General features: G+C 68.7%; 22 protein-coding genes. 13 read left to right on the top strand and 9 right to left on the bottom strand.

The window, feature by feature from the left end; translation table 11 throughout:
• Nucleotides 1–13 precede the first annotated feature (13 nt).
• Entirely contained in the window at nucleotides 14–1,273 is a 1,260-nt protein-coding gene (locus tag ABD116_RS36220) for an NAD(P)/FAD-dependent oxidoreductase (RefSeq protein WP_343981303.1), read from the bottom strand.
• 175 nt (nucleotides 1,274–1,448) lie between these two features.
• On the opposite strand from ABD116_RS36220, the gene ABD116_RS41875 reads away from it, so the two are divergent.
• The 5 genes from ABD116_RS41875 (at nucleotide 1,449) to ABD116_RS36200 (ending at nucleotide 4,914) form a co-directional block, all read left to right on the top strand.
• Entirely contained in the window at nucleotides 1,449–1,544 is a 96-nt protein-coding gene (locus ABD116_RS41875; protein ID WP_363704822.1) for a putative leader peptide, read from the top strand.
• Nucleotides 1,545–1,669: 125 nt separating this feature from the next.
• On the top strand, nucleotides 1,670–2,749 hold the full coding sequence (locus tag ABD116_RS36215) for an ABC transporter substrate-binding protein (RefSeq protein WP_343981300.1): 1,080 nt from the start codon (nucleotides 1,670–1,672) through the stop codon (nucleotides 2,747–2,749).
• Nucleotides 2,750–2,794: 45 nt separating this feature from the next.
• Nucleotides 2,795–3,601, top strand: a complete 807-nt coding sequence (locus tag ABD116_RS36210; RefSeq protein ID WP_343981296.1) for an ABC transporter ATP-binding protein — start codon at nucleotides 2,795–2,797, stop codon at nucleotides 3,599–3,601.
• A complete protein-coding gene (locus tag ABD116_RS36205; RefSeq protein WP_343981293.1) occupies nucleotides 3,588–4,475 on the top strand; it encodes an ABC transporter permease in 888 nt (295 codons plus the stop codon). Before ABD116_RS36210 ends, ABD116_RS36205 begins: the two co-directional genes overlap by 14 nt.
• 70 nt (nucleotides 4,476–4,545) lie before the next feature.
• Nucleotides 4,546–4,914, top strand: coding sequence for a PLD nuclease N-terminal domain-containing protein (locus ABD116_RS36200; protein ID WP_343981290.1), 369 nt, complete (start codon nucleotides 4,546–4,548; stop codon nucleotides 4,912–4,914).
• On the opposite strand, the gene ABD116_RS36195 is transcribed toward ABD116_RS36200, so the two are convergent.
• Nucleotides 4,911–6,500 carry an MFS transporter gene (locus ABD116_RS36195; RefSeq protein WP_343981287.1) on the bottom strand — a complete coding sequence of 530 codons (1,590 nt, stop codon included), beginning with the start codon at nucleotides 6,498–6,500 and terminating at the stop codon, nucleotides 4,911–4,913. The two genes, ABD116_RS36200 and ABD116_RS36195, sit on opposite strands and share 4 nt — an antisense overlap.
• Entirely contained in the window at nucleotides 6,497–7,129 is a 633-nt protein-coding gene (locus ABD116_RS36190) for a class I SAM-dependent methyltransferase (RefSeq protein ID WP_343981284.1), read from the bottom strand. Before ABD116_RS36190 ends, ABD116_RS36195 begins: the two co-directional genes overlap by 4 nt.
• Nucleotides 7,130–7,221: 92 nt before the next feature.
• On the opposite strand from ABD116_RS36190, the gene ABD116_RS36185 reads away from it, so the two are divergent.
• A complete protein-coding gene (locus ABD116_RS36185) occupies nucleotides 7,222–7,812 on the top strand; it encodes a helix-turn-helix domain-containing protein (RefSeq protein ID WP_343981281.1) in 591 nt (196 codons plus the stop codon).
• Nucleotides 7,813–8,160: 348 nt separating this feature from the next.
• Here ABD116_RS36185 and ABD116_RS36180 read toward each other — a convergent pair whose 3' ends face one another.
• Nucleotides 8,161–8,454: a WhiB family transcriptional regulator gene (locus ABD116_RS36180; protein ID WP_343981278.1), complete on the bottom strand. Its 294-nt coding sequence runs from the start codon at nucleotides 8,452–8,454 to the stop codon at nucleotides 8,161–8,163.
• Between the two features lie 163 nt (nucleotides 8,455–8,617).
• Here ABD116_RS36180 and ABD116_RS36175 point away from each other — a divergent pair, with 163 nt between their 5' ends.
• Nucleotides 8,618–9,589, top strand: coding sequence for a MerR family transcriptional regulator (locus ABD116_RS36175; protein ID WP_343981275.1), 972 nt, complete (start codon nucleotides 8,618–8,620; stop codon nucleotides 9,587–9,589).
• Here ABD116_RS36175 and ABD116_RS36170 read toward each other — a convergent pair.
• The 3 genes from ABD116_RS36170 to ABD116_RS36160 form a co-directional block, all read right to left on the bottom strand.
• A complete protein-coding gene (locus ABD116_RS36170) occupies nucleotides 9,586–10,122 on the bottom strand; it encodes a histidine phosphatase family protein (RefSeq protein WP_343981273.1) in 537 nt (178 codons plus the stop codon). The genes ABD116_RS36175 and ABD116_RS36170 overlap by 4 nt on opposite strands.
• A gap of 9 nt (nucleotides 10,123–10,131) precedes the next feature.
• A complete protein-coding gene (locus tag ABD116_RS36165) occupies nucleotides 10,132–10,491 on the bottom strand; it encodes a hypothetical protein (protein ID WP_343981271.1) in 360 nt (119 codons plus the stop codon).
• Nucleotides 10,492–10,565: 74 nt separating this feature from the next.
• Nucleotides 10,566–11,072 (bottom strand): GNAT family N-acetyltransferase, encoded by a 507-nt coding sequence (locus tag ABD116_RS36160; protein WP_343981269.1) that lies wholly within the window; start codon nucleotides 11,070–11,072, stop codon nucleotides 10,566–10,568.
• A 271-nt stretch (nucleotides 11,073–11,343) separates the two neighbouring features.
• Here ABD116_RS36160 and ABD116_RS36155 point away from each other — a divergent pair, with 271 nt between their 5' ends.
• Together ABD116_RS36155 and ABD116_RS36150 are read left to right on the top strand one after the other, a co-directional pair.
• Complete coding sequence (locus tag ABD116_RS36155) at nucleotides 11,344–12,435, top strand: 3-deoxy-7-phosphoheptulonate synthase (RefSeq protein ID WP_343981266.1); 1,092 nt, start codon at nucleotides 11,344–11,346, stop codon at nucleotides 12,433–12,435.
• 65 nt (nucleotides 12,436–12,500) lie between these two features.
• Nucleotides 12,501–14,573: a phosphocholine-specific phospholipase C gene (locus ABD116_RS36150; protein WP_343981263.1), complete on the top strand. Its 2,073-nt coding sequence runs from the start codon at nucleotides 12,501–12,503 to the stop codon at nucleotides 14,571–14,573.
• On the opposite strand, the gene ABD116_RS36145 is transcribed toward ABD116_RS36150, so the two are convergent.
• Nucleotides 14,563–15,183: a TetR/AcrR family transcriptional regulator gene (locus ABD116_RS36145; protein ID WP_343981261.1), complete on the bottom strand. Its 621-nt coding sequence runs from the start codon at nucleotides 15,181–15,183 to the stop codon at nucleotides 14,563–14,565. The two genes, ABD116_RS36150 and ABD116_RS36145, sit on opposite strands and share 11 nt — an antisense overlap.
• 49 nt (nucleotides 15,184–15,232) lie before the next feature.
• Between ABD116_RS36145 and ABD116_RS36140 the strand changes: the two genes are divergently transcribed.
• Nucleotides 15,233–16,183, top strand: coding sequence for an NADP-dependent oxidoreductase (locus ABD116_RS36140; protein ID WP_343981258.1), 951 nt, complete (start codon nucleotides 15,233–15,235; stop codon nucleotides 16,181–16,183).
• A gap of 30 nt (nucleotides 16,184–16,213) precedes the next feature.
• Here the strand turns inward: ABD116_RS36140 and ABD116_RS36135 are convergent, their stop codons facing one another.
• The gene (locus tag ABD116_RS36135) at nucleotides 16,214–17,224 is read right to left on the bottom strand and encodes a LacI family DNA-binding transcriptional regulator (RefSeq protein ID WP_343981255.1); all 1,011 of its coding nucleotides are present in this window, start codon (nucleotides 17,222–17,224) and stop codon (nucleotides 16,214–16,216) included.
• A 164-nt stretch (nucleotides 17,225–17,388) separates the two neighbouring features.
• On the opposite strand from ABD116_RS36135, the gene ABD116_RS36130 reads away from it, so the two are divergent.
• The 3 genes from ABD116_RS36130 to ABD116_RS36120 are packed head-to-tail and all read left to right on the top strand — an operon-like array spanning nucleotide 17,389 to nucleotide 20,268.
• On the top strand, nucleotides 17,389–18,426 hold the full coding sequence (locus ABD116_RS36130; protein WP_343981252.1) for a substrate-binding domain-containing protein: 1,038 nt from the start codon (nucleotides 17,389–17,391) through the stop codon (nucleotides 18,424–18,426).
• 1 nt (nucleotide 18,427) lies between these two features.
• Nucleotides 18,428–19,468: an ABC transporter permease gene (locus tag ABD116_RS36125; RefSeq protein WP_343981249.1), complete on the top strand. Its 1,041-nt coding sequence runs from the start codon at nucleotides 18,428–18,430 to the stop codon at nucleotides 19,466–19,468.
• Nucleotides 19,465–20,268 carry an ATP-binding cassette domain-containing protein gene (locus ABD116_RS36120; protein WP_343981247.1) on the top strand — a complete coding sequence of 268 codons (804 nt, stop codon included), beginning with the start codon at nucleotides 19,465–19,467 and terminating at the stop codon, nucleotides 20,266–20,268. The genes ABD116_RS36125 and ABD116_RS36120 overlap by 4 nt, the downstream gene beginning before the upstream one ends.
• The last annotated feature ends 34 nt before the right edge of the window (nucleotides 20,269–20,302 follow it).

Genomic DNA, 20,302 nt, shown 5'->3' with positions numbered 1-20,302 from the left:
AACTGCGGACTACTCACCATGTAGCGCCTAGGCGTTCGGCTGCTTCTACTCCGGAGCGGCACCCGTCTTCGTGGAAGCCCCAGCCGAGGTGTGCTCCGGCGAAGGCGAGTCGGGGGCCGCCGGCGGCGCGTAGTGCGGGTGCTGCGGCTACTGACTCGGGAGTGAAGATGGGGTGGGCGTAGGTCATCTGGGCGATCACCTTGGTGGGGTCTACCCAGCCCTGCGGGTTCAGCGTGACCAGGTGCTCGTCGGGGCTCCGCAGGTCCTGCAGGCGGTTCATCCAGTAGCTGACCAGTACCTGTGGCTCGGCCGTCTCGCAGCTGCGCATGCGGTAGTTCCAGGAGGAGCGCGCATTCGTCGCGTGTGGCAGTACTGCCGTGTCGGTGTGCAGCCAGGTTGGGTTGACGGAGTAGTCGAAGGCGCCGAGCAGCGCCTTCTCCTCGGGGGTTGCGTCGCCGAGCAGGTCGAGTGCTGTGTCCGCATGCGTCGCGACGACGACGTGGTCGAACTCCTCGGACCGGTCGGTGACCACCTCGACGGCGTCGTCGTGGCGTAGTACGGCCCGGACCGGCGTCGACGTACGGACTGCTTGGAGTCTGCTGACGACTGCGTCGACGTAGGTGCGGGAGCCGCCGGTGACCGTGCGCCACTTGGGCGAGCCGCTGACCGCGAGCATGCCGTGGTGGTCGAGGAAGCGGAACAGGTAGTGCGCGGGGTACCGCTCGGCGTCGGCCGAGCCGGACGACCAGACGCAGGACACCAGCGGTACGGCGAAGTGCTTCCTGAAGTAGGGCGAGAAGCGATGCGTGTGGAGGAACTCGCCCCAGGTCAGCCCGTCGTCACCGGCCTGGATGACCGCCTTCGCCTCGCGATGGAAGCGCGGTACCTCGGTCAGCATCCGCAGGAAACGCGGGTCGGCCGCGCGCCTGGCCTGGCTGAACAGGGCACGGGCGCCGCGACCGCCGGCGTACTCGAGGCCGCAGCCGTCGCAGTGCACGCTCATGCTCATCTCGGTCGGCTGGGTCCTGATGCCGAGCTCGGCGAAGAGGCGGAGCAGGTTCGGGTAGGTGCGCTCGTTGTGCACGATGAAGCCGGTGTCGACCTGCAACAGGTTGCCGGCGGAATCCACCACGTCGTGCGTGTGCGCGTGGCCGCCGGGCCGGTCGCCGGCCTCGAAGACGGTCACGTCATGGGTCCTGCTCAGCAGGTGGGCCGCGGTCAGCCCGGAGACTCCCGAGCCCAGCACCGCGGCGGTCGGACGGTCGCCGCTCATACGAAAGCCTTTCCCGATGCATAAGTTCTGAACAAGTTCAGAACGCTTCGGGAGTACTTCGGAGCAGCGGCCGGAGCTGATCGGTCCGGAGATGAATCGCTTGAAATGTCTCAGATCGTGATTTGTCGTCTCACATCGCGAAACCAGAGCCCGTTGATGGACTTTGTCCGGTTTCATGGTGTGCATGCAGGTCACCGCCAACCGGCCAGCCGACGCGCTCACGCGCCGTCGGCACGTCGACCTGCTCCGCGTCGCCTCCGCAACCTGTTGACCTTCGGCGCTCTCTTCAGTGCACGGCTGACCGCATCCGGTCACGCCAGCTGCTTCCTGTCCAGCCCGCTCTGAACATCCCGCCCGCGACCCCGAACCGGTCGCCCGCACCCGAAGGTTTCTCCTGTGAGCATCACGAGCTTCCGTCCTGCCCGTGTTCTGGCCGCCTCGGCCGCCGTCCTCTCCCTGATCGCCGCCGTTGCCGGCTGCTCGCGCGCCGACGAGGGCAAGGCGGCCCCGGCTGCCGCGTCCGACAAGGGCGCCGCGACCGAGCTGCGGCTCGGCTACTTCCCGAACGTCACCCACGCGGCTGCCCTGGTCGGCCTCGGCAAGGGGCTGTTCACCAAGGAGCTCGGCAGCACCAAGCTCGTCCCGACCAAGTTCAACGCCGGCCCGGAGGCGGTCGGCGCGCTGCTCGGCGGCTCGCTGGACGCGTCGTTCATCGGCTCCGGCCCGGCCATCAACGCCTACGCGAAGTCGAACGGCGAGGCCGTCCGGCTGATCGCCGGTACGACGTCCGGTGGCGCGCAGCTGGTCGTCAAGCCGACGATCAGCAAGCCGGAGGACCTGGTCGGCAAGACCATCGTCACCCCGCAGCTGGGCAACACCCAGGACGTGTCGCTGAAGAAGTGGCTGGCCGGGAAGGACCTGACCAGCAAGGTCAAGGTCACCAACCTGGAGAACGCGGCCACCCTGGACGCCTTCAAGAAGGGCGACGTGGACGCCGCCTGGCTGCCGGAGCCCTGGTCGTCGCGACTCGTCCTCGACGCCGGCGCCAAGGTGCTGCTCGACGAGGCGTCGCTGTGGCCGGACGGCAAGTTCCCGACCACGGTGCTGATCGTCCGTACCCAGTTCCTGCAGGAGCACCCGGAGACCGTCCGGCAGCTGCTCGGCGGGCTGGTCGCCTCGATCGACTTCATCGACTCGGACAAGACCGCGGCCAAGGCCGAGGTCAACAAGCAACTGCTCGACCTGACCGGCAAGGCGCTCAAGCCGGCCGTGATCGACCGCGCGTTCGGCAACATCACCGCCACCGTGGACCCGATCGCCGCGCAGTTCCCGCAGCTCGCCAAGGACCAGGTCACGGCCGGTATCGCCAAGACGGCGCCGAACGTCTCCGGCTTCGCCGACCTCGGCCCGCTGAACGACGTACTCACCAAGGCCGGCAAGCCCACCGTCGACCCCGCCGGTCTCGACAAGAAGTAAGTGTCGCCCCGAAGTGCCCACAGTTCCGCAACGAGGAGGCAGACGATGACTGCGACAGTCGAAGCCAGCAGGACGGTCACCAGCGGCGCAGTACGGCCGGTGCGGTTCCACCAGGTCGGCAAGGCGTTCGGGCAGGGCCACAAGTCGGTGGTCGCGCTCGAGGGCGTCGACCTGGAGGTCGGGGCCGGTGAGTTCGTCTGCCTGCTCGGCGCGTCCGGCTGCGGCAAGACCACCCTGCTGAACCTCGTCGCGGGGCTCGACAAGCCGACCACCGGCCGGATCGAGCTGAGCTCGTCGCGGCCGGCGGTCGTGTTCCAGGAGGCGGCGCTGATGCCGTGGCTGACCGCGGCGGGCAACGTGGAGCTGCCGCTGCGGATGGCCGGCGTGTCGAAGTCCGCGCGTCGGGCGAAGGCTGCCGAGCTGCTGGAGCTGGTACGGCTCGGTGGGCTGGGTGACAAGCGTCCGCACGAGCTGTCGGGCGGTATGCGGCAGCGGGTCGCATTGGCTCGGGCATTGGCATCCACCTCGGACAACACCGGCGCGGCTTCGGCGAAGCCTTCGTTGCTGTTGATGGATGAGCCGTTCTCGGCGCTGGACGCGATCACCCGCGACGTACTGCAGGGGGAGTTGCTGCGGATCTGGCAGGCGACTGGTACGGCGATCCTGTTCGTCACGCATGACGTACGCGAGGCGGTGCGGCTCGGACAGCGCGTCGTACTGCTGTCCTCGCGGCCCGGACGGGTCGTCCGGGAATGGGATGTCGACGGGTTGTCGGGTCCGGGGGAGACCGGGGCCGTCGACGAGATCAACGGCGCTCTGCGAAAGGTGATCAGCAGTCATGCCGCAGCCTGACGTGCAGGACCGGTTGGAGCCGGGGTCGGTCGAGGCCGGCCTCGACGCGCTCGACACACCGGTCAACGCGCCGGACGGGAGTCTGCTGCGGCGGACGCTGTCGAAGGTGTGGCCGCCGGTCGCGGCGATCGTGCTGTTCGTGGTCGTCTGGCAGGTGTTGTGGGCGGCCGCCTTCTGGCCGGAGTACAAGCTGCCCGCACCGGCGGACGTGTGGTCGCAGGTCTGGCAGCTGGTGACGTCGGGCGACATCATCGAGTTGTTCTGGGTGTCGGTGCACCGGGCGGTGATCGGGTTCGCGTTCTCGCTGCTGATCGCGGTGCCGCTCGGGCTGGCGATCGCGAACTTCAGCGTCGTACGCCGGGGGATCGGGCCGCTGGTGTCCGGGCTGCAGAGCCTGCCGTCGGTGGCTTGGGTGCCGGCCGCGGTTCTCTGGTTCGGGCTGAACGACCGGGCGATCTACTGGGTCGTGCTGCTCGGCGCTGTCCCGTCCATCGCCAATGGCTTGGTGTCCGGCCTCGACCAGGTACCGCCGATCCTGCCGCGCGTCGGCAAGGCGCTCGGCGCTGGTCGCTGGGGTGGCATCCGCTACATCCTGCTGCCGGCCGCGCTGCCCGGTTTCCTCGGCGGCCTCAAGCAGGGGTGGGCCTTCTCCTGGCGCTCGCTGATGGCGGCCGAACTGATCGCCACCTCACCAGACCTCGGCAAAGGCCTGGGCCAGTACCTGCACGACGGAATGTCCCTGTCGGACATCTCGATGGTCTTCGCCGGCATCTTCTTGATCTTCATCGTCGGTGTCGGGATCGAACTGCTCGTCTTCCGCCCGCTGGAGAACTCCGTCCTGCGCGCCCGCGGCCTGACCGGCGCCCACAACTGACCGCATCCCGTAACCGGAGGATCGGCGTCGACTGGCCGCACCGATCCTCCGGTGCCCGTACTGTTGGAGCGTGGTCCGATTTCTGCCGTTCCTGATCAGCCTGGTGCTGAGCGTGTATGCGCTCTTCTCCTGCATCCAGACACGCGACGAAGACGTCCCTTACCTGCCCAAGCTGGTCTGGATCGTCCTGATCGTCTTCGTGCCGTTCGTCGGCCCGATCGTCTGGCTCCTGATGTCCCGCACGGAGGCGGTCCGCCGCGAGCGGGCCGCGGTCCCGAAGGCGAGACCCACCGGCCGGCCGGTGGCGCCCGACGACGACCCGGACTTCCTGGCGTCCCTGGACCGCTACCGGGATCCGAGGACCACGATCAAGCCACCTGAGCCGGAGCCGCAGGACAAGACCCCCGAAGACGAAGACCCCGAGACCGGCAAGTCTTAACTGGTCTTCTGTACTACGGGCGCGCTGCGCTGAGGCCCGCGGGCGATGACGTAGACGAACAGCACCGCCATGATGCCCGCGCCCACCCACATCGCCTGCTGCCAGCCGGTGACGAAGGACTCCTGGGCCGCCCGGATCAACGCCTCCGATCGGGCGCCATTCGCCACACCACCCGCGTTGGTCGCACCGCCCGCGTTGGCTGCGGCGATCGCGTTGGCGATGCCGTCACGAGCAGCGCTGGCAGCACCGGCCGGGATGCCGTCCAGGCGGGAGTCGATGGCGGTGCGGTAGCCGGCGGACAGTACTGCTCCGAGCAGGGCGACGCCGAGCGCAGTACCGAACTCTCGGGTGACGTCGTTGAGGGCGGAGGCGACTCCTTGGCGTTCGCGGGGCAGGGCGCTGGTGATCGCTTCGGTGGAGGGGGTCATCGTGAGACCCATGCCGAGGCCCATCGCGAGCATGCCCGGTAGTACAGACAAGTAGCCGCCGTCGACGGAGACCAGGGCGGCCATCAGCGCGAGACCGGCGCCGGCGAGGGCGATACCGGCTGCCATCGTCGAGCGGCCGCCGATGCGCGCGGCCACGCGTGGAGCCAGGCCGGAGGCGACCATCATCAGGAGCGCCATCGGCATCATGGCCAGCGTGGAGCGAAGGCCTGACCAGCCGAGTACCGCTTGGAAGTACGGGAAGAGCACGACGAAGATCCCGGCCTGTACGCCGAACACGGTGAGCAGCGAGACGGAGCCGCTCGCCAGGCCGCGCTGGCGGAACAGGCGAAGGTCGAGGAGTGGGGACTGCCGGCGCAGTTCCCAGGCGACGAAGGCGATCGCGGCGATGAGGCCGATGGCGAGGCTGACGACGGTGCTGGGGGCGGTCCAGCCGCGCTCTGGACCTTCGTGGAGGACGAAGATGAGGCCGATCACGGCGACCACGGAGGTGAGGGAGCCGGCTGCGTCGTACCGGTGGGTCGCTTGCTCGACCGAGTTCGGGATGGAGCGGAGCGTCATGGCGATGGCCGCGGCGACGAGGGCGGCGGGGAGTACGAAGAGCCAGCGCCAGGTTGCTACGTCGACCAGTACTGCGGACAGGTACATGCCTAGGAGGCCTCCGCCGCCGGCTACTCCGGTCCAGACCCCGATCGCTTTGGAGCGTTCCTCGTCCGGGAACGTCGAGGTGATGACGGCGAGGGTGACGGGCATGATCATCGCCGCGCCGATACCGCTGAGGAGGCGGGCGGCGAGCATGACCTCGGTCGACGGGGCGAGGCCGGCGGCGATGCTCGCGACGCCGAACACGATCAGGCCGGCGAGCAGCATCGGCTTGCGGCCCAGCCGGTCGCCCAGTGCGCCGAGTGGGAGGAGGAGCGCGGCGAGGGTGATCGTGTAGAGGTTGATCATCCAGAGCACGGTGCTCTGCGAGGCGCCGAAGGCGACGGCCAGTTGGGGTTGGGCGACGTTGAGCCCGGAGACCGAGGCGATGACCGCCATCAGTGCGATACAGACGGCGATGAGGATTGCCCGGCGCTTGCGGGGGTCGTGGATGGTGGTGTCGGGGGCGTGGACGGGTAGCGCCTGGTTGGCGTTCATGACTTCCTTGGTTTGAGAGTTGCCTGTACTACGACGTCGCGGAGGCCGCCCTCACGGCCGGGGAACGTCCGGGTGTGTTCACCGGCGGCGAGGATCTCCCACTGCGCGTCGTCGAGCCCTGCCGTGATGTCCGCCAAGCTGACCGATGCCTCGGCCGGGAAGTGCTCAACACGCCCGTGCCCGTGGCCGTGCGTGTGCCCATGGCTGGGGTCGGGGGCGTGACCGTGGCCGACCAGGAGGAGAGTGCCGCCGGGGGCTACCCAGGTGGAGAGGCGTTGGTAGAAGGCGAGCTGGGGGATTGTCGGGTGGGCGTAGTGGGTGGTCACCAGGTCGTACTGGGTGTCAGGAGTCCAGACGGTGAGGTCTGCTTCCAGCCAGTTGATCGGGAGTCCGGCCGCCCGGCTGATCGCCTTGTCGAGAGCGGTGCGGGAGATGTCGGCCGCGGTGACCTGCCAGCCTTGGGAGGCGAGCCAGATCGCCTCGGCGCCTGCGCCGCAGCCGGCGTCGAGCGCTGTGCCGGGGGTGAAGGTGGTGGTTGCGTTGACCAGGTACGGGTTCGGTGGGTTGCGCTCCATGCCGGTGGTGGTGGGTTGCCAGTGCTGGTTCCAGTAGTCCTTGCCGAAGGTCATCGGCTGCTCCTTCGCGTCGTCGCCTGCCTTTCCGAGACTGGCTCGACGGATGAGCGATGGCAAACCTTGTTGCCGAATGGCAAACTGACGAGATGAGCGACGACCCGATCGACCGCACTCTCAACGCAGTCGGCCCCCGCCTGAAGCAGCTCCGGCTCCGGCGCGACATCACGCTCGCCGACCTCTCGGAGCTCACCGGTATCTCCGTCAGCACGCTGTCCCGGCTGGAAGCAGGCCTGCGGCGGCCGACGCTCGAGCAGCTACTACCCCTGGCGAGCGCGTACGGCGCCACCCTCGACGAGCTGGTCGACGCGCCACCGACCGGCGATCCCCGGATCAACCTCCGCCCGATCGCATCCGGCGACGGGGCAACCATCCTGCCGCTCACCCGACGAGCGGGCGGCATCCAGGCGTACAAGTTCATCCGGCCGGCCGGCGACGACAACGCCGAGCCTGAGCTCCGGACGCACGAAGGCTACGACTGGGTGTACGTCCTCAACGGCACCCTGCGCGTCGTCCTGGGCGAGCACGACATGCTCCTCCAGGCAGGCGAGGCCGCGGAGTTCGACACCCGCACCCCGCACTGGTTCGGCTCGACGAGCGCCGGCCCGGTCGAATACCTGAGCCTGATCGGCAAACAAGGCGAACGAGCCCACATCCGGGCAGCCCCCAAACTCCCTTGACCCACTTCGCCATCTCGCCCGCCGCCCGGCTCGCGGTGCCATCGACGGGGGCGGGGTGGACGGCCGCGCACGCATAAGTCCGCGCTCGGGTCCGTGGCACGGTGGGAACGGCGCTCGCCTCTGGACTTGGGTATGCGTGGCGGTCCGCGATGCAGCTGGCGCAGGCTTCGGCGCAGCGGTGCAGGCGTCGCTGGTCGGCTGGTGGCGTGGCTGCAATCGTTGCCAGGCAAGGGGTCCTGGGGTGAGGTGTAATCCGATCTTCAGCAGTTGAGGCTGCTGGGGGATCGGGGGCCGGGTCCGGCGGCAGGGCCGGACCCGGGTGGGTCGGGGTGGTTCACCCGGCGGCCGTCAGGCGGACTTCCTGTGTTCGGCGAGTACTACGTTGTCCCGTTCGGATTCCGTGGTTCCACCCCAGACGCCGTACGGCTCTCCGACGGAGATGGCGTGCTGACGGCATTCGGGCTGGACCGGGCAGGTACCGCAGAGCGACTTGGCCACCATCTCGCGAGCGCGTTTGCGAACGCCACGCTCCGATTCGGGGGAGAAGAACAGCTCCGGGTTGACGTCGCGGCACGCAGACTGCGACTGCCAGTCCCACAGATCCATGAGCGGGCGGGGTAGGCGAGGCATCCCTCTCGACATGGCAACCTCCTATGACTCACCGTGAGCGCGGACGGGCGCTCGGTGAAAACTATGCTCAACTCATGCGCAGTTCAACCCTTGTTGTCGCGAAAGTCCGTCGAGTTGTTATCGACGAGCGCTGTTTTCCGCCGATTCAGGGCACCGAGCGGGCATCATGAACGCCGTGCCGACCAGCTCCGAGACCCTCACCGTCGGGGCCGCCGCGCGCCGGCTCGGGATCGCCGCGCCGACGCTGCGGAGCTGGGAACGCAGGTACGGATTGAGCCCAAGTGCCAGGTCAGCGGGCGGTCACCGGCGCTACAGCCCCGAGGATCTGGCCCGGCTGCGGGCGATGCTCCGGCTGATCGACCAGGGGGTTCCGACCGCCGAAGCGGCCGGCTCGGTTCGTGACCGGATCTACCTCGCTCAATCACCCACTGTGACATCCGCCACTTCTGTTGCCGCAGGCACCCGCGGGCGGTCACACGCAGTGCCGAAGCCACTGCCGGTACGCCGCTCAGCCCGCTCCCGCACCGACGGCCCGGGCAAGTTGGCCGACCTGTTCGAGCTGGCGAACGCCATGGACAGCGACCGGCTCACCCACGAGGTCGCCCGCAGCCTGGACAAGTCCGGGGCGGTCGAGGCCTGGACCAGCCGGCTCATGCCGCTACTGGTCGAGGTCGGCGACCAGTGGGAACGCACGGGTGCCTGCGTCGAGGTCGAGCACCTGGCGTCGGATGCGGTCGCCGGTGGGCTCAGGTACCACACCCGTCGGGCAGTCGAGCGCCTCAAGCCGGACGAGAGCGAGCGGGCCGTAGTACTCGCGTGTCTCGAGCGGGAGGACCATGCGCTACCCCTCCTCGCGGTGGCGGCTGCACTGGCTGAGCGTGGCATCAAGGTGCGGACCCTAGGCGCAGCGACCCCGGTCAGCTCGCTTTCGGACGCCGTACGCCGGATCCGCCCGGCCGCCGTCTTCATCTGGTCGAGTACGCCCGAGACGGCCGACGGGGACGCCCTGCGGACCCTGGCGCGCACCAGGCCGTCGTACCAGCTGGTGGTCGGTGGACCCGGCTGGCAGACGCTGGGGAAGCCGGACGGCTGGGTGAACTCCCTGGCCGAGGCCGTCGCGGCCCTGGTAGCGGCAGTGCGCCCCTAGCCCTCGTAGCTGAAGTACACGTGCCCGCCGTGCTCAACGCCGCGCTCACCGGTCAGCGCCCGGATGACCATGGCATGCGTGATCGCCAGCACCGGCCCGTCCGTGCTCGCCGTATGCCGGGCCAGAGCCTCCCGAGCCCGGGCTCGCACCACGGACAGTGGCTCCCAAGAACGGCGGATCCCCTCCGGCCACTCGCCGTCGTACTCGTCCAGCTCGGCCTCAGCCGCCCGGACGTCGGCAACCCCGCGCCAGGAGCCGGTGTTGTCCGGCAGCCAGTCGCGCAGGTCGTAGTCGACCCGTACGCCGAGAGCCAACCGGTGCCCGATGATCGCGGCACTGTGAAGCGCCCGGGTGAACGGCGAGCTGACCAGGTATGTGGCACCGATGCCACTCAGGAGGTCCGCGACCGCCTCGGCCTGCTTGGCCCCCTCTGGGGTCAGTGGAGCGGCGTCAGCGGCCATTCCGGGCCAGCCACGGCTATCCACCGGCGCATAGTCCGGCTGACCGTGCCGGACCAGGTAGATCTGGGTCACGGGAACCTTCTACCTCAGATGTCGGGCCCCCGCCCAGCCTCTGGCGCGGCTTGGCGGAAGCGCGGAAGGATCGGACAGTGAACTCGGCGGCCGCACGTTGTGCTGCCCCCCGAACAATTGCTCCAACTCGACGTCGGCCCGCTCGACCTCGGCCTCAGTTTCCAGCCAGCGGACCTCTGTCGCACCCTGATGGCCGTGCACGGCCAGCACCGACTCCAGGTCGGGCCAGACGGCCGTCGCCGGATTCGTACCCCGCCAACGGAGCGCGACCGACCCATCGGTGAACACACACCCCTCAGCGACCACGCCCGTCCCCGACACCCCACTGAGGTCGCGATAACGAACCAACTCGAAAGTCCGCGGCCTCACCGACACACCCCTTTGAGAATCCCTCAGAAAGCCTCAACCTGTTGCGACCCTCAACGACGCACGCCCACCCCCGGTTACTCCCGCCGCATGAACACCCGTTCCGCCGGGTCCAGCCCCATCGCGGCTTCCTGCCGCTGAATCTCCACCAGCCCCGGCGTGAGCACTTCCAACTCACGAAATCCCAGCCGCGCGTAGTACGGCCCGTTGAAGGCCACATTCCGGAACGTACTCAGCGTCAACGCCGGCAAACCCTGCTCGGCGGCCCAGCGCCCGACCTCGTCGATCAGCGCCCGCCCGATGCCCTGCCGCCCATGCGCCGGATGAACGCTCACCTGCTCGATATGCGCACACCCGTCCACGAGCTTCACCAGCACGAAGCCAACCGCAAGGTCAGAAGCATCCGCGGCCGTCCAGGCCAGCCCGGCCCGCTGGTACGCCTCGAAGGCCTCGAGCGACGGTGGCGGATGATCGGCGACGTCGGCCATCCCGATCTCGCGGAACAGGACGCCGGCCGCCTTCTCGATCGAGCGCAGCAGCGGTAGTTCGTCCGCCCGGGCCAGGCGGATGGTGGTGTCGGTCATGGCCAGAGGCAACCATGGCCGGCCGGTCCAGGGCGAGGGGATTTTGGCGGGCTGGTTGCGGTGGGTGATATCGTCATCGACGTGAAGCGTTGCTATTGGCGATTTTTTGAGTGGCCGGCTGTGGTGCCGGGCAGCTCAGCTGATCGCTGACGCCTGATCAAGAACCAGCAGCCGGCTCTCGAGGCAAGGACACTCGTCCTTGCCTTTTCTCATTCCCAGCCGGCGCTGACCTCGGGACCACCCGCGGAGTACCGGCGGAAAGGTTCCCACCATGAACACCCAGCCCCAGGCCAGACCGATCTCCGAGGGCGCCGTCGTCGACCGGCGGATCGAGAAGACCGTCCCGTTGATCACCCCGCTCGCCCTGCACGAAGAGTTGCCGCTGACGCAACAACTGGCCGAGACGGTCGTGGCCGGACGCCAAGCGGTCACCGACGTCCTCAACGGAGATGACGACCGCCTGCTCGTTGTCGTCGGCCCCTGTTCCGTGCACGACGCGAAGGCCGCCCTCGAGTACGCCGAACGCCTCGCCCCGATCGCCGAGCGACTCTCCGACGGCCTGCTCGTGGTGATGCGGGTGTACTTCGAGAAGCCCCGCTCGACCCTCGGCTGGAAGGGCCTGATCAACGACCCCGGCCTCGACGGCTCCGGCGACGTGAACACCGGTCTGCGGACCGCCCGCGCGTTGCTGCTCGAAGTACTGGCCAAGGGCCTGCCGGTCGGTTGTGAGTTCCTCGACCCGATCACCCCGCAGTACATCGCGGACACCGTCGGCTGGGGCGCGATCGGCGCGCGGACCGTCGAGAGCCAGGTGCACCGCCAGCTCTCGTCCGGCCTGTCGATGCCGATCGGGATGAAGAACCGCCCCGACGGCAGCATCGCGACCGCGGTCGACGCGATCAAGGCCGCCGCCGTCCCGCACGTCTTCACCGGCATCGACCACGACGGCGCACCCGCGATCCTGCACACCCGCGGCAACCCCGACTGCCACCTCGTCCTCCGCGGCTCCGACGCCGGCCCGAACTACGACGCCGACTCGATCGCCGGCGCCACCGAACTGCTGCGCAAGGGCGGCCTGGCCGAGCGCGTCGTCGTCGACGCCAGCCACGGCAACAGCCGCAAGGACCACCACCGGCAGCCGGTCGTCGCGGCCGAGATCGGCGGGCAGGTCGCCGACGGGAACCAGGCGATCGTCGGCGTGATGCTGGAGTCGTTCCTGGTCGAGGGACGGCAAGACCTCGACCCGACGAAGCCGCTCGTGTACGGACAGTCGATCACCGACGCGTGCATGAGCTGGGAGACCACCGAGACGGTGCTGGAGGGGCTGCGCGACGCCGCGATCAAGCGTCGTACGGGCGCGTGAACTTCTGAAGAAGGAACACTCCGGGGCATCCCCGGACGGCTAGGTCCTGACCTACTGTCCGGGGCATGACTGAGATTTCCCGCCGCACTGTTCTCGGCTCCGCGGCCGGTGGGGTAGCGCTCTCGCTGCTCCCGCCGTCGCTGCACGCGGCGATGGCGCAGCCCATCCGCCCCGGTGGCCTCGACGCCATCGAGCACGTGATCGTGCTGATGCAGGAGAACCGCTCCTTCGACCACTACTTCGGCATGCTGCGCGGCGTCCGCGGGTACGGCGACCGCCTGCCCCTGCGGCTGCGCAACGGCAAGTCGGTGTTCCACCAGCCGGTCATCGGTGGCGGCGAGGTGCTGCCGTTCTCGATCCGCAAGGCGGCCGCCGACGCCGGCCGGAACCCGGACGACATCCAGTACCTCGGCGCGCTCGCGCACGGCTACACCGACGCGACCCAGGCCTGGGGCAACGGCTGGAACGACGACTGGGTGCAGGCCAAGACCGCCGCGACGATGACGCACTACGACCGGCGCGACATCCCGCTGCAGTACGAGCTGGCCGAGACCTTCACCATCCTCGACGCCTACCACTGCTCGGTGAACGGCTCCACCAACCCGAACCGCAACTACCTCTGGTCCGGTACGACCGGGTTCGAGCCCGGTACGACGCAACGCGCGGTCACCAACGCGGCGTACTCCTACGACCACAAGGGCTATGACTGGACGGCGTATCCGGAACGCCTGGAAGCCGCCGGCGTCTCCTGGCAGATCTACCAGGAGTGGGACAACTTCACCGACAACGCGGTCGAGTACTTCAAGACGTTCAAGGAACTCGGCCACCGGATCCTGGCCGACGTGCCGGGGTACCGCACCACCGAGGAGTTCTACGACAAGCTCTTCGAGAAGAATCCGGCCGAGCAGGCCGCCGCGCTCCAGTTGCTCAAGGACGCGGTGGCCAAGCAGCCCGCGGCTGACCAGAAGCTGTTCTACAAGGCGATGTACCGCAGTGAGCCCGAGTCGTTGGTGCCGCGCGTACGCGCCGACATCAAGGCCGGCAAGCTGCCCGCCGTCAGCTGGCTGGTCCCGTCGGCGGTCGACTCCGAGCACCCCGGATCGTCGACGCCGGTCGGTAGCGCGAACCTCGTCTACGACCTGCTCGATGCGATCGCTTCGGACCCGGAGACCTGGTCCAAGACCGTGCTGCTGATCAACTTCGACGAGAACGACGGGTACTTCGACCACGTCCCGCCGCCGGTCGCGCCGCGGCCCGCGTCGGGTGAGGGCGACGACTGGTACGCCGGCCGCCCGATCGGCCTCGGACCGCGCGTCCCGATGACGGTCATCTCGCCCTGGTCGGTCGGCGGCCACGTGAACTCGCAGGTGTCCGACCACACGTCGGTGATCCAGTTCCTCGAGAGGTGGACCGGCGTCAAGGAGCCGAACATCAGCTCGTGGCGGCGGACCGCGTGTGGCGATCTCACCTCGGCCTTCGACTTCAAGCGCTCGCACAAGCAGCCGACGACCGACGCGCCCGGTCCGGTACCGGCGCCGATCTCGCGCTGGAAGCCGACACCTCCGGTCAACCAGGCGTTGCCGCTGCAGGAGCCTGGTCGTCGGCCGGCTCGCGCCTTGCCTTACCAGCCGGCGGCTTCCGGCTTCGTTGCCAAGGGCAAGTTGAAGCTGGCCCTGGGCAACGAAGGTGACCAGGCCGCCCACTTCGCGATCTACCCGTACGGCGGCGAGCTGCCCGCGCCGGCGCATGTCGACGTCGCGGGTGAGTTCGAGCAGGACATCGCGGTCAGCGGTCCGTACGAACTCGCCGTGCAGGGCCCGAACCGGTTCTGGGCCGAGCTGGCCGGTACCTCCGACGGGGCTGCGGCCGGCCTCGACGTACGGATCAGCATGTACCGCGGCGAACTGCACGTCGAGTTGCAGAACACCGGCACCAAGCCGCTCACCGTGAAGCTCAAGGCCCGTGGCTACGGCAGCCGGACGATCAACCAGGACGTCCGCGGCAAGCAGACTCGGTCACTCACCTGGCCGACCGACCGGGGCTGGTACGACCTGGAAGTCACCACCGCCGAAGACGCCACCTTCCGTCGCCGGCTGAGCGGCCACGTGGAGACCGGCGCCCCGAGCATCACCGGCTGAGCGGCAGCCGTACTGCCGGAGGGAGTGGCGTCGCGGTCGGGCTTGCCTGGAAGGACTGCAGGATCAAAGCAGCGAACCGCCGCGACGCCGCCACCCTCAACTGCGGGGACTCCGCGCGGATGCCTTCGTTGGCCATCAACGCGAGGGCGACGTCCTCCAGGACAAGGTCTTCGCGCAGACTGCCGGCCTTCTTCGCCCGGCGGATCAGCTCGAGCAGCGTCTTCAGCGAGCGATCGCGTTCGGCGGCGAAGCCTTCGGTCCGCGGAAGCTGCGAGGTGAAAGCCCGCGCGAACCCACGATCGAGCGCATGCATCTCGAAGACCTTCTCGATCACATGGCTGAAGCCCTGCCACGGATCCTCGGCCGCCAGCCCTTCCTCGGCAATCGCCGAGCACATCTGCACCTGCTGCGCGAACGCCTCGGTCAGCAACTCTTCCTTGGTCCCGAAGTGCCGGTACACGGTCGCGACTCCGACCTCCGCCCGCCGGGCGATCTCCCGGATCGGTACGTCGAGACCGTCGGCGGCGAACGCCACCCGTGCCACCACCAGGATGCGATCGCGGTTGTCGCGGGCGTCCGAACGGAGCTTCGTTCCCACTTGTGCCGTCACCGCTCTCACTTTAGCCAACCGGACGGGGTGCTCCGTTACGTTCGGCCGCATGAGAGCAATCGAGTTCAGCGAATACGGTCCGCCCAGCGTCCTGCACGTCGCCGAGGTGGAGGAGCCGCAAGCCGGTCCGGGGGAGATCCGGATCGCCGTCCGCGCGTCCGGGATCTCGCCGGGTGAGACCTACATCCGCTCGGGACGGCTACGTGAGCTGGTGCCGGTGACGTTTCCGTACCGGACCGGGTTCGACGCGGCCGGGGTGGTGGATCAGGTTGGGGGTGGCGTTACCGGCGTACGGGTTGGTGATGAGGTCTTCGGCATGACAAGCACGACCGCCCGCGCAGCCAACGCCGACTTCGCGGTGTTGACCGGCTGGGCGCCGAAGCCACCCACCTGGACCTGGGAGGAAGCAGGTGGCGCCGCCGGCAGCGTCGAGACCAGCACCCGTGTCCTCGACCGACTCGCCGTCAAGGAAGGCCAAACCGTCCTCATCCAAGGCGCGGCCGGCGCCGTCGGCACCGTCGCGATCCAGCTGGCGGCGGCCCGAGGCGCGAGGGTGATCGGTACTGCGAGCGAACGCAACCACGACTTCTTGCGCGAACTCGGCGCCGAGCCGGCCAGCTACGGCGAAGGACTCATCGACCGGGTCCGCGCATTGGTGCCCGGCGGTGTGGATGCCGTCTTCGACTGCGCGGGCGGCTCGCTGCCCGATCTCATCGCCATCGCGGGGGACGCGGCGCGGGTCGTGACAATCGCCGACTTCGACGCGGCGGCCCACGGCGTACACATGTCCCACAGCGCCCCCGCTGAAGAGACGGGAGCATCGCTCGGTGCGGGCGCCGACTCGCTGGCCTTCCATGGACTCGAGACGGCTGTCGGTCTGGCTGCCGAGGGAAGGTTGCACGTGCCGGTCGCCGCTGCCTTTCCGCTGGAGGAAGCTGCGGCCGCGCACGAGCTGAGCGAAACCCGGCACGCCCGCGGCAAAATCGTCCTGCTGCACTGAGGCGCCGGGATCGTCTTGCAGGGTTGAGGATCAGGCAGCGGGGGAGCAGCCGCAGGATTCTCGGTGCATGATTTCTGCGGGGAGGCGGATTGTCTGGGGTGGGGCTTCGTGGTCGGTCATTCGGCGGAGGAGGAGCTGGACTGCCCGGGCGCCGATGGCGGCTGATGGCTGGGCGATGGCGGTCATGCCGGGGGTGAAGAGGTCGGCCCAGGCGAAGTCGTCGAAGTGGACGATGGCCAGGTCACGGGGGATCCGGATGCCGGCGGCCTTGAAGGCGGCCATGGCGCCGATGGTCATGTCGTTGTTGGCGGCGAAGATCGCGGTCGGTGGATCGGGCAGGTCGAGGAGGGCGAGGGCGGCGCGGCGGCCGCCTTCGCTGGTGGAGGCGCCGTCGACGACGAGGTCGGGGTCGACGGTCAGCTCCGCGCGATGGTGGGCCAGACGGAAACCACGCAGGCGCTCGGCGCTCGTCGCCAGGCCGGAGATACCGGCGATCATGCCGATCCGGGTGTGGCCGGCTGAGATCAGGTGGTCGATCACGGCTGCCGTCGATGCCTCGTTCTCGACGCCGACCTGGTCGGCGCGCAGGTCCGGGTCGATCCGGTCGACGATCACGTAGGGGACCGGGTGGTCGCGCAGCAGCGGCAGGGTGAGGTCGCGCCAGCCGTCGGCCGGGGCGATGACGAGGCCTTCGATGTGGTGGGCAAGCAAGTTGGCGACCGCGGCGGCCTCGTGGCGGGCGTCGTCGCGGGTGTCGACGATGATCAGGTTGAGGCCGGCCCGAGTCGCCTCGCCGTCGATGCCCTGGACGAGATCGACCCAGTACGGATTCGAGGCGGCGGTCAGGGCGAGGCCGATCGTCTGGTTCGAGCCGGCCGACAGCGACCGCGCGATCGGGCGGTGCTCGTAGCCGAGCAGCAGCATCGCCCGGAGTACCTTCTCGCGGGTGGCGGTGGCGACCAGGCGGGTGCCGTTGACGACATGCGAGACCGTGCTCACCGATACGCCGGCGCTGCGGGCGACCTCGGTCATCGTGACCATCCGTCGAATGGTCGTCGCTCAGCGTGCTTTGCGCAACCCTTTGCGCAAAGGCTGCGGCGTGCCGCGGGGCAGGCCTAACTTCGCTCAAACGAGCGGGTCGTACCGCTCGAGAACCTCCGCCCGGGTTCTGGTTCCCGGGCGCCCGGACCCCGGAGGGCAGATCCGTGGCATTCGACTTCTCGTCCACAGCCCGTACTACGGTCGCGCGGCGGCTGCCGGTCGGCGTACTGGCGTTGTGCCTGGCCGCGACGACCGCGTGCACCCAGACGAAATCGGGTGGTGGTGACGACGCGGGCAGCAGCGGACCGGTGAAGATCGGCCTGGTCACCAAGACCGACACCAATCCGTACTTCGTGAAGCTGCGCGAATCGGCGAAGGCGGCGGCCGAGGCCAACGGCGCGACGCTGATCGCGGTGGCCGGCAAGTTCGACGGCGACAACGAGGGGCAGGTGAGCGCGATCGAGAACCTGGTCCAGCAAGGCGTGAAGGGCATCCTGATCACGCCGAGCAACTCGACCGGCATTCTCGGCGCGCTGAAACAGGCCAAGGACAAGGGCATTCTGGTGATTGCCCTCGACACCGAGACCGACCCGAAGGACGCGGTCGACGCCACCTACGCGACCAACAACGAGCAGGCGGGAGTGCTGGAGGGCAAGTACATCAAGGCGACCCTCGGCGCGACGCCGCCGAAGCTCATCCTGATGGACGGCTCACCCGGCGGCACCGTGGACGAGCAACGCCACCGCGGCTTCCTGCAAGGGATGGGCCTGAAGGACGGCGACCCAGCCATCCTCGGCGCCGCCCCCACCAACGGCGACCAGAACAAAGCCCAGGCCGCGATGGAGAACCTCCTCCAACGCGACGCCTCCGTCAACGCCGTCTACACCCTGAACGAACCCGCCGCCCGGGGCGCGGTAGCCGCCCTCACTGCCAAAGGCCTGGCCGGCAAGGTCGCAGTCGGCTCCATCGACGGCGGCTGCCAGGGCGTAGCCGACGTCAAAGCCGGCAAGTACCTGGTCACCGTCATGCAGTTCCCGAAGAAGATGGCCGAACAAGGCGTCAACGCCGTAGTCACCTTCACCAAGGACGGCACCAAACCCTCAGGCTTCCAAGACACCGGCGCCCAGCTGATCACCGACAAACCCCTCCCAGGCCTCGACTCCAAGGACACCACCTGGGGCGCAGAAAACTGCTGGGCCTGAGATGAGCACCCCAAAAACCCCGCCCACCGACCCCTCCGACTCCGCGCCGCCCGCCACCCGGAGGGCGGCGGGCGGCGCAGGAAATGGCTGGGCGTCCGAGGCCGTCCTTCACAACCCCGCACTGGGTCCACTCGGCGCGTTGCTCCTTGCCGTCATCGTCTTCGCGGTGACCACCAGCACGTTCTTCACCGTCGACAATCTGTCGTTGGTGGTGCAGCAGGCGCTGGTGGTGGCGACGTTGGGGCTGGGGCAGACGTTGATCGTGTTGACCGGGGGGATCGATCTCGCGAATGCGGCGATCATGGTGCTGGGGACGATGCTGTTCGCCCGGCTGGTGATCGGGGGGACGGCGCCGGGGGTGGCGTTGGTGGTGGGGTTCGTGGTTTGTGCGGTGCTGGGGGCGGTGTCGGGTGGATTGGTGACCTGGCTGAGTCTGCCGCCGTTCATCGTGACGCTGGGGATGCTGACGGTGGTGCTGGCCATCGGGCGGTTGTACTCCGAGGGCAACTCCTACCCGGTCACCGACGACGTGCTGGGTGTGCTCGGGAAGGGCGGCTATCTCTTCGGGCAGCTCAAAGTCACGCACGGGATGACGTTGGCCGTGGTCATGTTCGCGGTCGCCTGGTACGCGCTGACCAAGACTGCCTGGGGGAAGCATGTGTATGCCTTGGGCAACGATCCTGAGGCGGCCCGGCTGACCGGCATCCACGTCGGGCGGACGCGGTTCAGCGTCTACCTCATCGCCGGCGTCATCTACGCCTTCGCCGCCTGGCAAGCGCTCGGACGGATCCCCAACGCGGACCCGAACGCCTTCCAGACCGGCAACCTCGACAGCATCACCGCCGTCGTCATCGGCGGTACCAGCCTGTTCGGCGGCCGCGGCAGCGTGCTCGGTACGGTCGTCGGCGCGCTGATCGTCGCCGTACTCCGCAGCGGCCTGACCCAGGCCGGCATCGACAGCCTCTACCAAGACGTCGCCACCGGCGTACTCGTCATCGCCGCCGTCGCCTTCGATCAGCTAGCCCGCCGGAGGTCCCGATGATCACCCCAGCCCTCCAGGCCCGCGGCCTCGTCAAACGCTACGGCCGCGTGACCGCCATCGACGGCGCCGACTTCGACCTGTACGCCGGGGAGGTGCTGGCCGTCGTCGGCGACAACGGCGCCGGCAAATCCAGCCTGATCAAGGCGCTGTCCGGAGCCCTCGTCCCCGACGAAGGCACCATCCTCCTCGACGGCAAGGAAACCCGCTTCCACTCACCCCTCGAAGCCCGCCAGGCAGGCATCGAGACCGTCCACCAAACCCTCGCCCTCGCCCCGGCGATGGACATCGCCACCAACCTCTTCCTCGGCCGCGAACTCCGCCGATCCGGCCCGATCGGCTCGGTCCTCAGGCTGCTCGACCGCAAGACGATGCGCCGCCAAGCCCAGGAGCAACTGGATGCCCTGGGCATCGAAACCGTGCAGCACATCGGCCAGATCGTCGAGACCCTGTCGGGTGGTCAGCGCCAAGCGGTCGCAGTAGCAAGGGCAGCCATGTTCGGCAGCAGGCTAGTGATCATGGACGAGCCGACCGCCGCGCTCGGCGTCAAGGAGTCCCGGCTCGTCATCGACCTGATCCGGCGGATCCGGGATCGCGGGCTTCCCGTAGTACTGATCAGCCACGACATGCCACAGGTGTTCGAGCTGGCCGACCGCATCCATGTCCACCGGCTCGGCCGGCGAGCGGCTGTCGTCGACCCGGCCGACGCGTCGATGAGTCAGGTGGTCTCACTGATGACCGGCGCCCTGCAACCGGGCGACGAAGGCGCGCCGCCGAATCTTGCAGCGGAGCAGCTCCGATGATCAGATCACTGGTGATGGCGTTGACCTTAGTGTC

The organism is Kribbella koreensis, from assembly GCF_039525325.1.
Taxonomy (GTDB): domain Bacteria; phylum Actinomycetota; class Actinomycetes; order Propionibacteriales; family Kribbellaceae; genus Kribbella; species Kribbella koreensis.
Note: the sequence above shows the minus strand (reverse complement) of the source record. Positions and strands in the feature narration are given on the sequence as shown.

What these genes read in the sequence shown, in the direction of transcription:
- ABD116_RS36220 (WP_343981303.1), bottom strand. Translation starts at nt 1,273, where the DNA reads ATGAGCGGCGACCGTCCGACCGCCGCGGTGCTGGGCTCGGGAGTCTCC.
- ABD116_RS41875 (WP_363704822.1), top strand. Translation starts at nt 1,449, where the DNA reads ATGGTGTGCATGCAGGTCACCGCCAACCGGCCAGCCGACGCGCTCACG.
- ABD116_RS36210 (WP_343981296.1), top strand. Translation starts at nt 2,795, where the DNA reads ATGACTGCGACAGTCGAAGCCAGCAGGACGGTCACCAGCGGCGCAGTA.
- ABD116_RS36205 (WP_343981293.1), top strand. Translation starts at nt 3,588, where the DNA reads ATGCCGCAGCCTGACGTGCAGGACCGGTTGGAGCCGGGGTCGGTCGAG.
- ABD116_RS36195 (WP_343981287.1), bottom strand. Translation starts at nt 6,500, where the DNA reads ATGAACGCCAACCAGGCGCTACCCGTCCACGCCCCCGACACCACCATC.
- ABD116_RS36190 (WP_343981284.1), bottom strand. Translation starts at nt 7,129, where the DNA reads ATGACCTTCGGCAAGGACTACTGGAACCAGCACTGGCAACCCACCACC.
- ABD116_RS36185 (WP_343981281.1), top strand. Translation starts at nt 7,222, where the DNA reads ATGAGCGACGACCCGATCGACCGCACTCTCAACGCAGTCGGCCCCCGC.
- ABD116_RS36180 (WP_343981278.1), bottom strand. Translation starts at nt 8,454, where the DNA reads ATGTCGAGAGGGATGCCTCGCCTACCCCGCCCGCTCATGGATCTGTGG.
- ABD116_RS36160 (WP_343981269.1), bottom strand. Translation starts at nt 11,072, where the DNA reads ATGACCGACACCACCATCCGCCTGGCCCGGGCGGACGAACTACCGCTG.
- ABD116_RS36155 (WP_343981266.1), top strand. Translation starts at nt 11,344, where the DNA reads ATGAACACCCAGCCCCAGGCCAGACCGATCTCCGAGGGCGCCGTCGTC.
- ABD116_RS36150 (WP_343981263.1), top strand. Translation starts at nt 12,501, where the DNA reads ATGACTGAGATTTCCCGCCGCACTGTTCTCGGCTCCGCGGCCGGTGGG.
- ABD116_RS36140 (WP_343981258.1), top strand. Translation starts at nt 15,233, where the DNA reads ATGAGAGCAATCGAGTTCAGCGAATACGGTCCGCCCAGCGTCCTGCAC.
- ABD116_RS36135 (WP_343981255.1), bottom strand. Translation starts at nt 17,224, where the DNA reads ATGGTCACGATGACCGAGGTCGCCCGCAGCGCCGGCGTATCGGTGAGC.
- ABD116_RS36125 (WP_343981249.1), top strand. Translation starts at nt 18,428, where the DNA reads ATGAGCACCCCAAAAACCCCGCCCACCGACCCCTCCGACTCCGCGCCG.
- ABD116_RS36120 (WP_343981247.1), top strand. Translation starts at nt 19,465, where the DNA reads ATGATCACCCCAGCCCTCCAGGCCCGCGGCCTCGTCAAACGCTACGGC.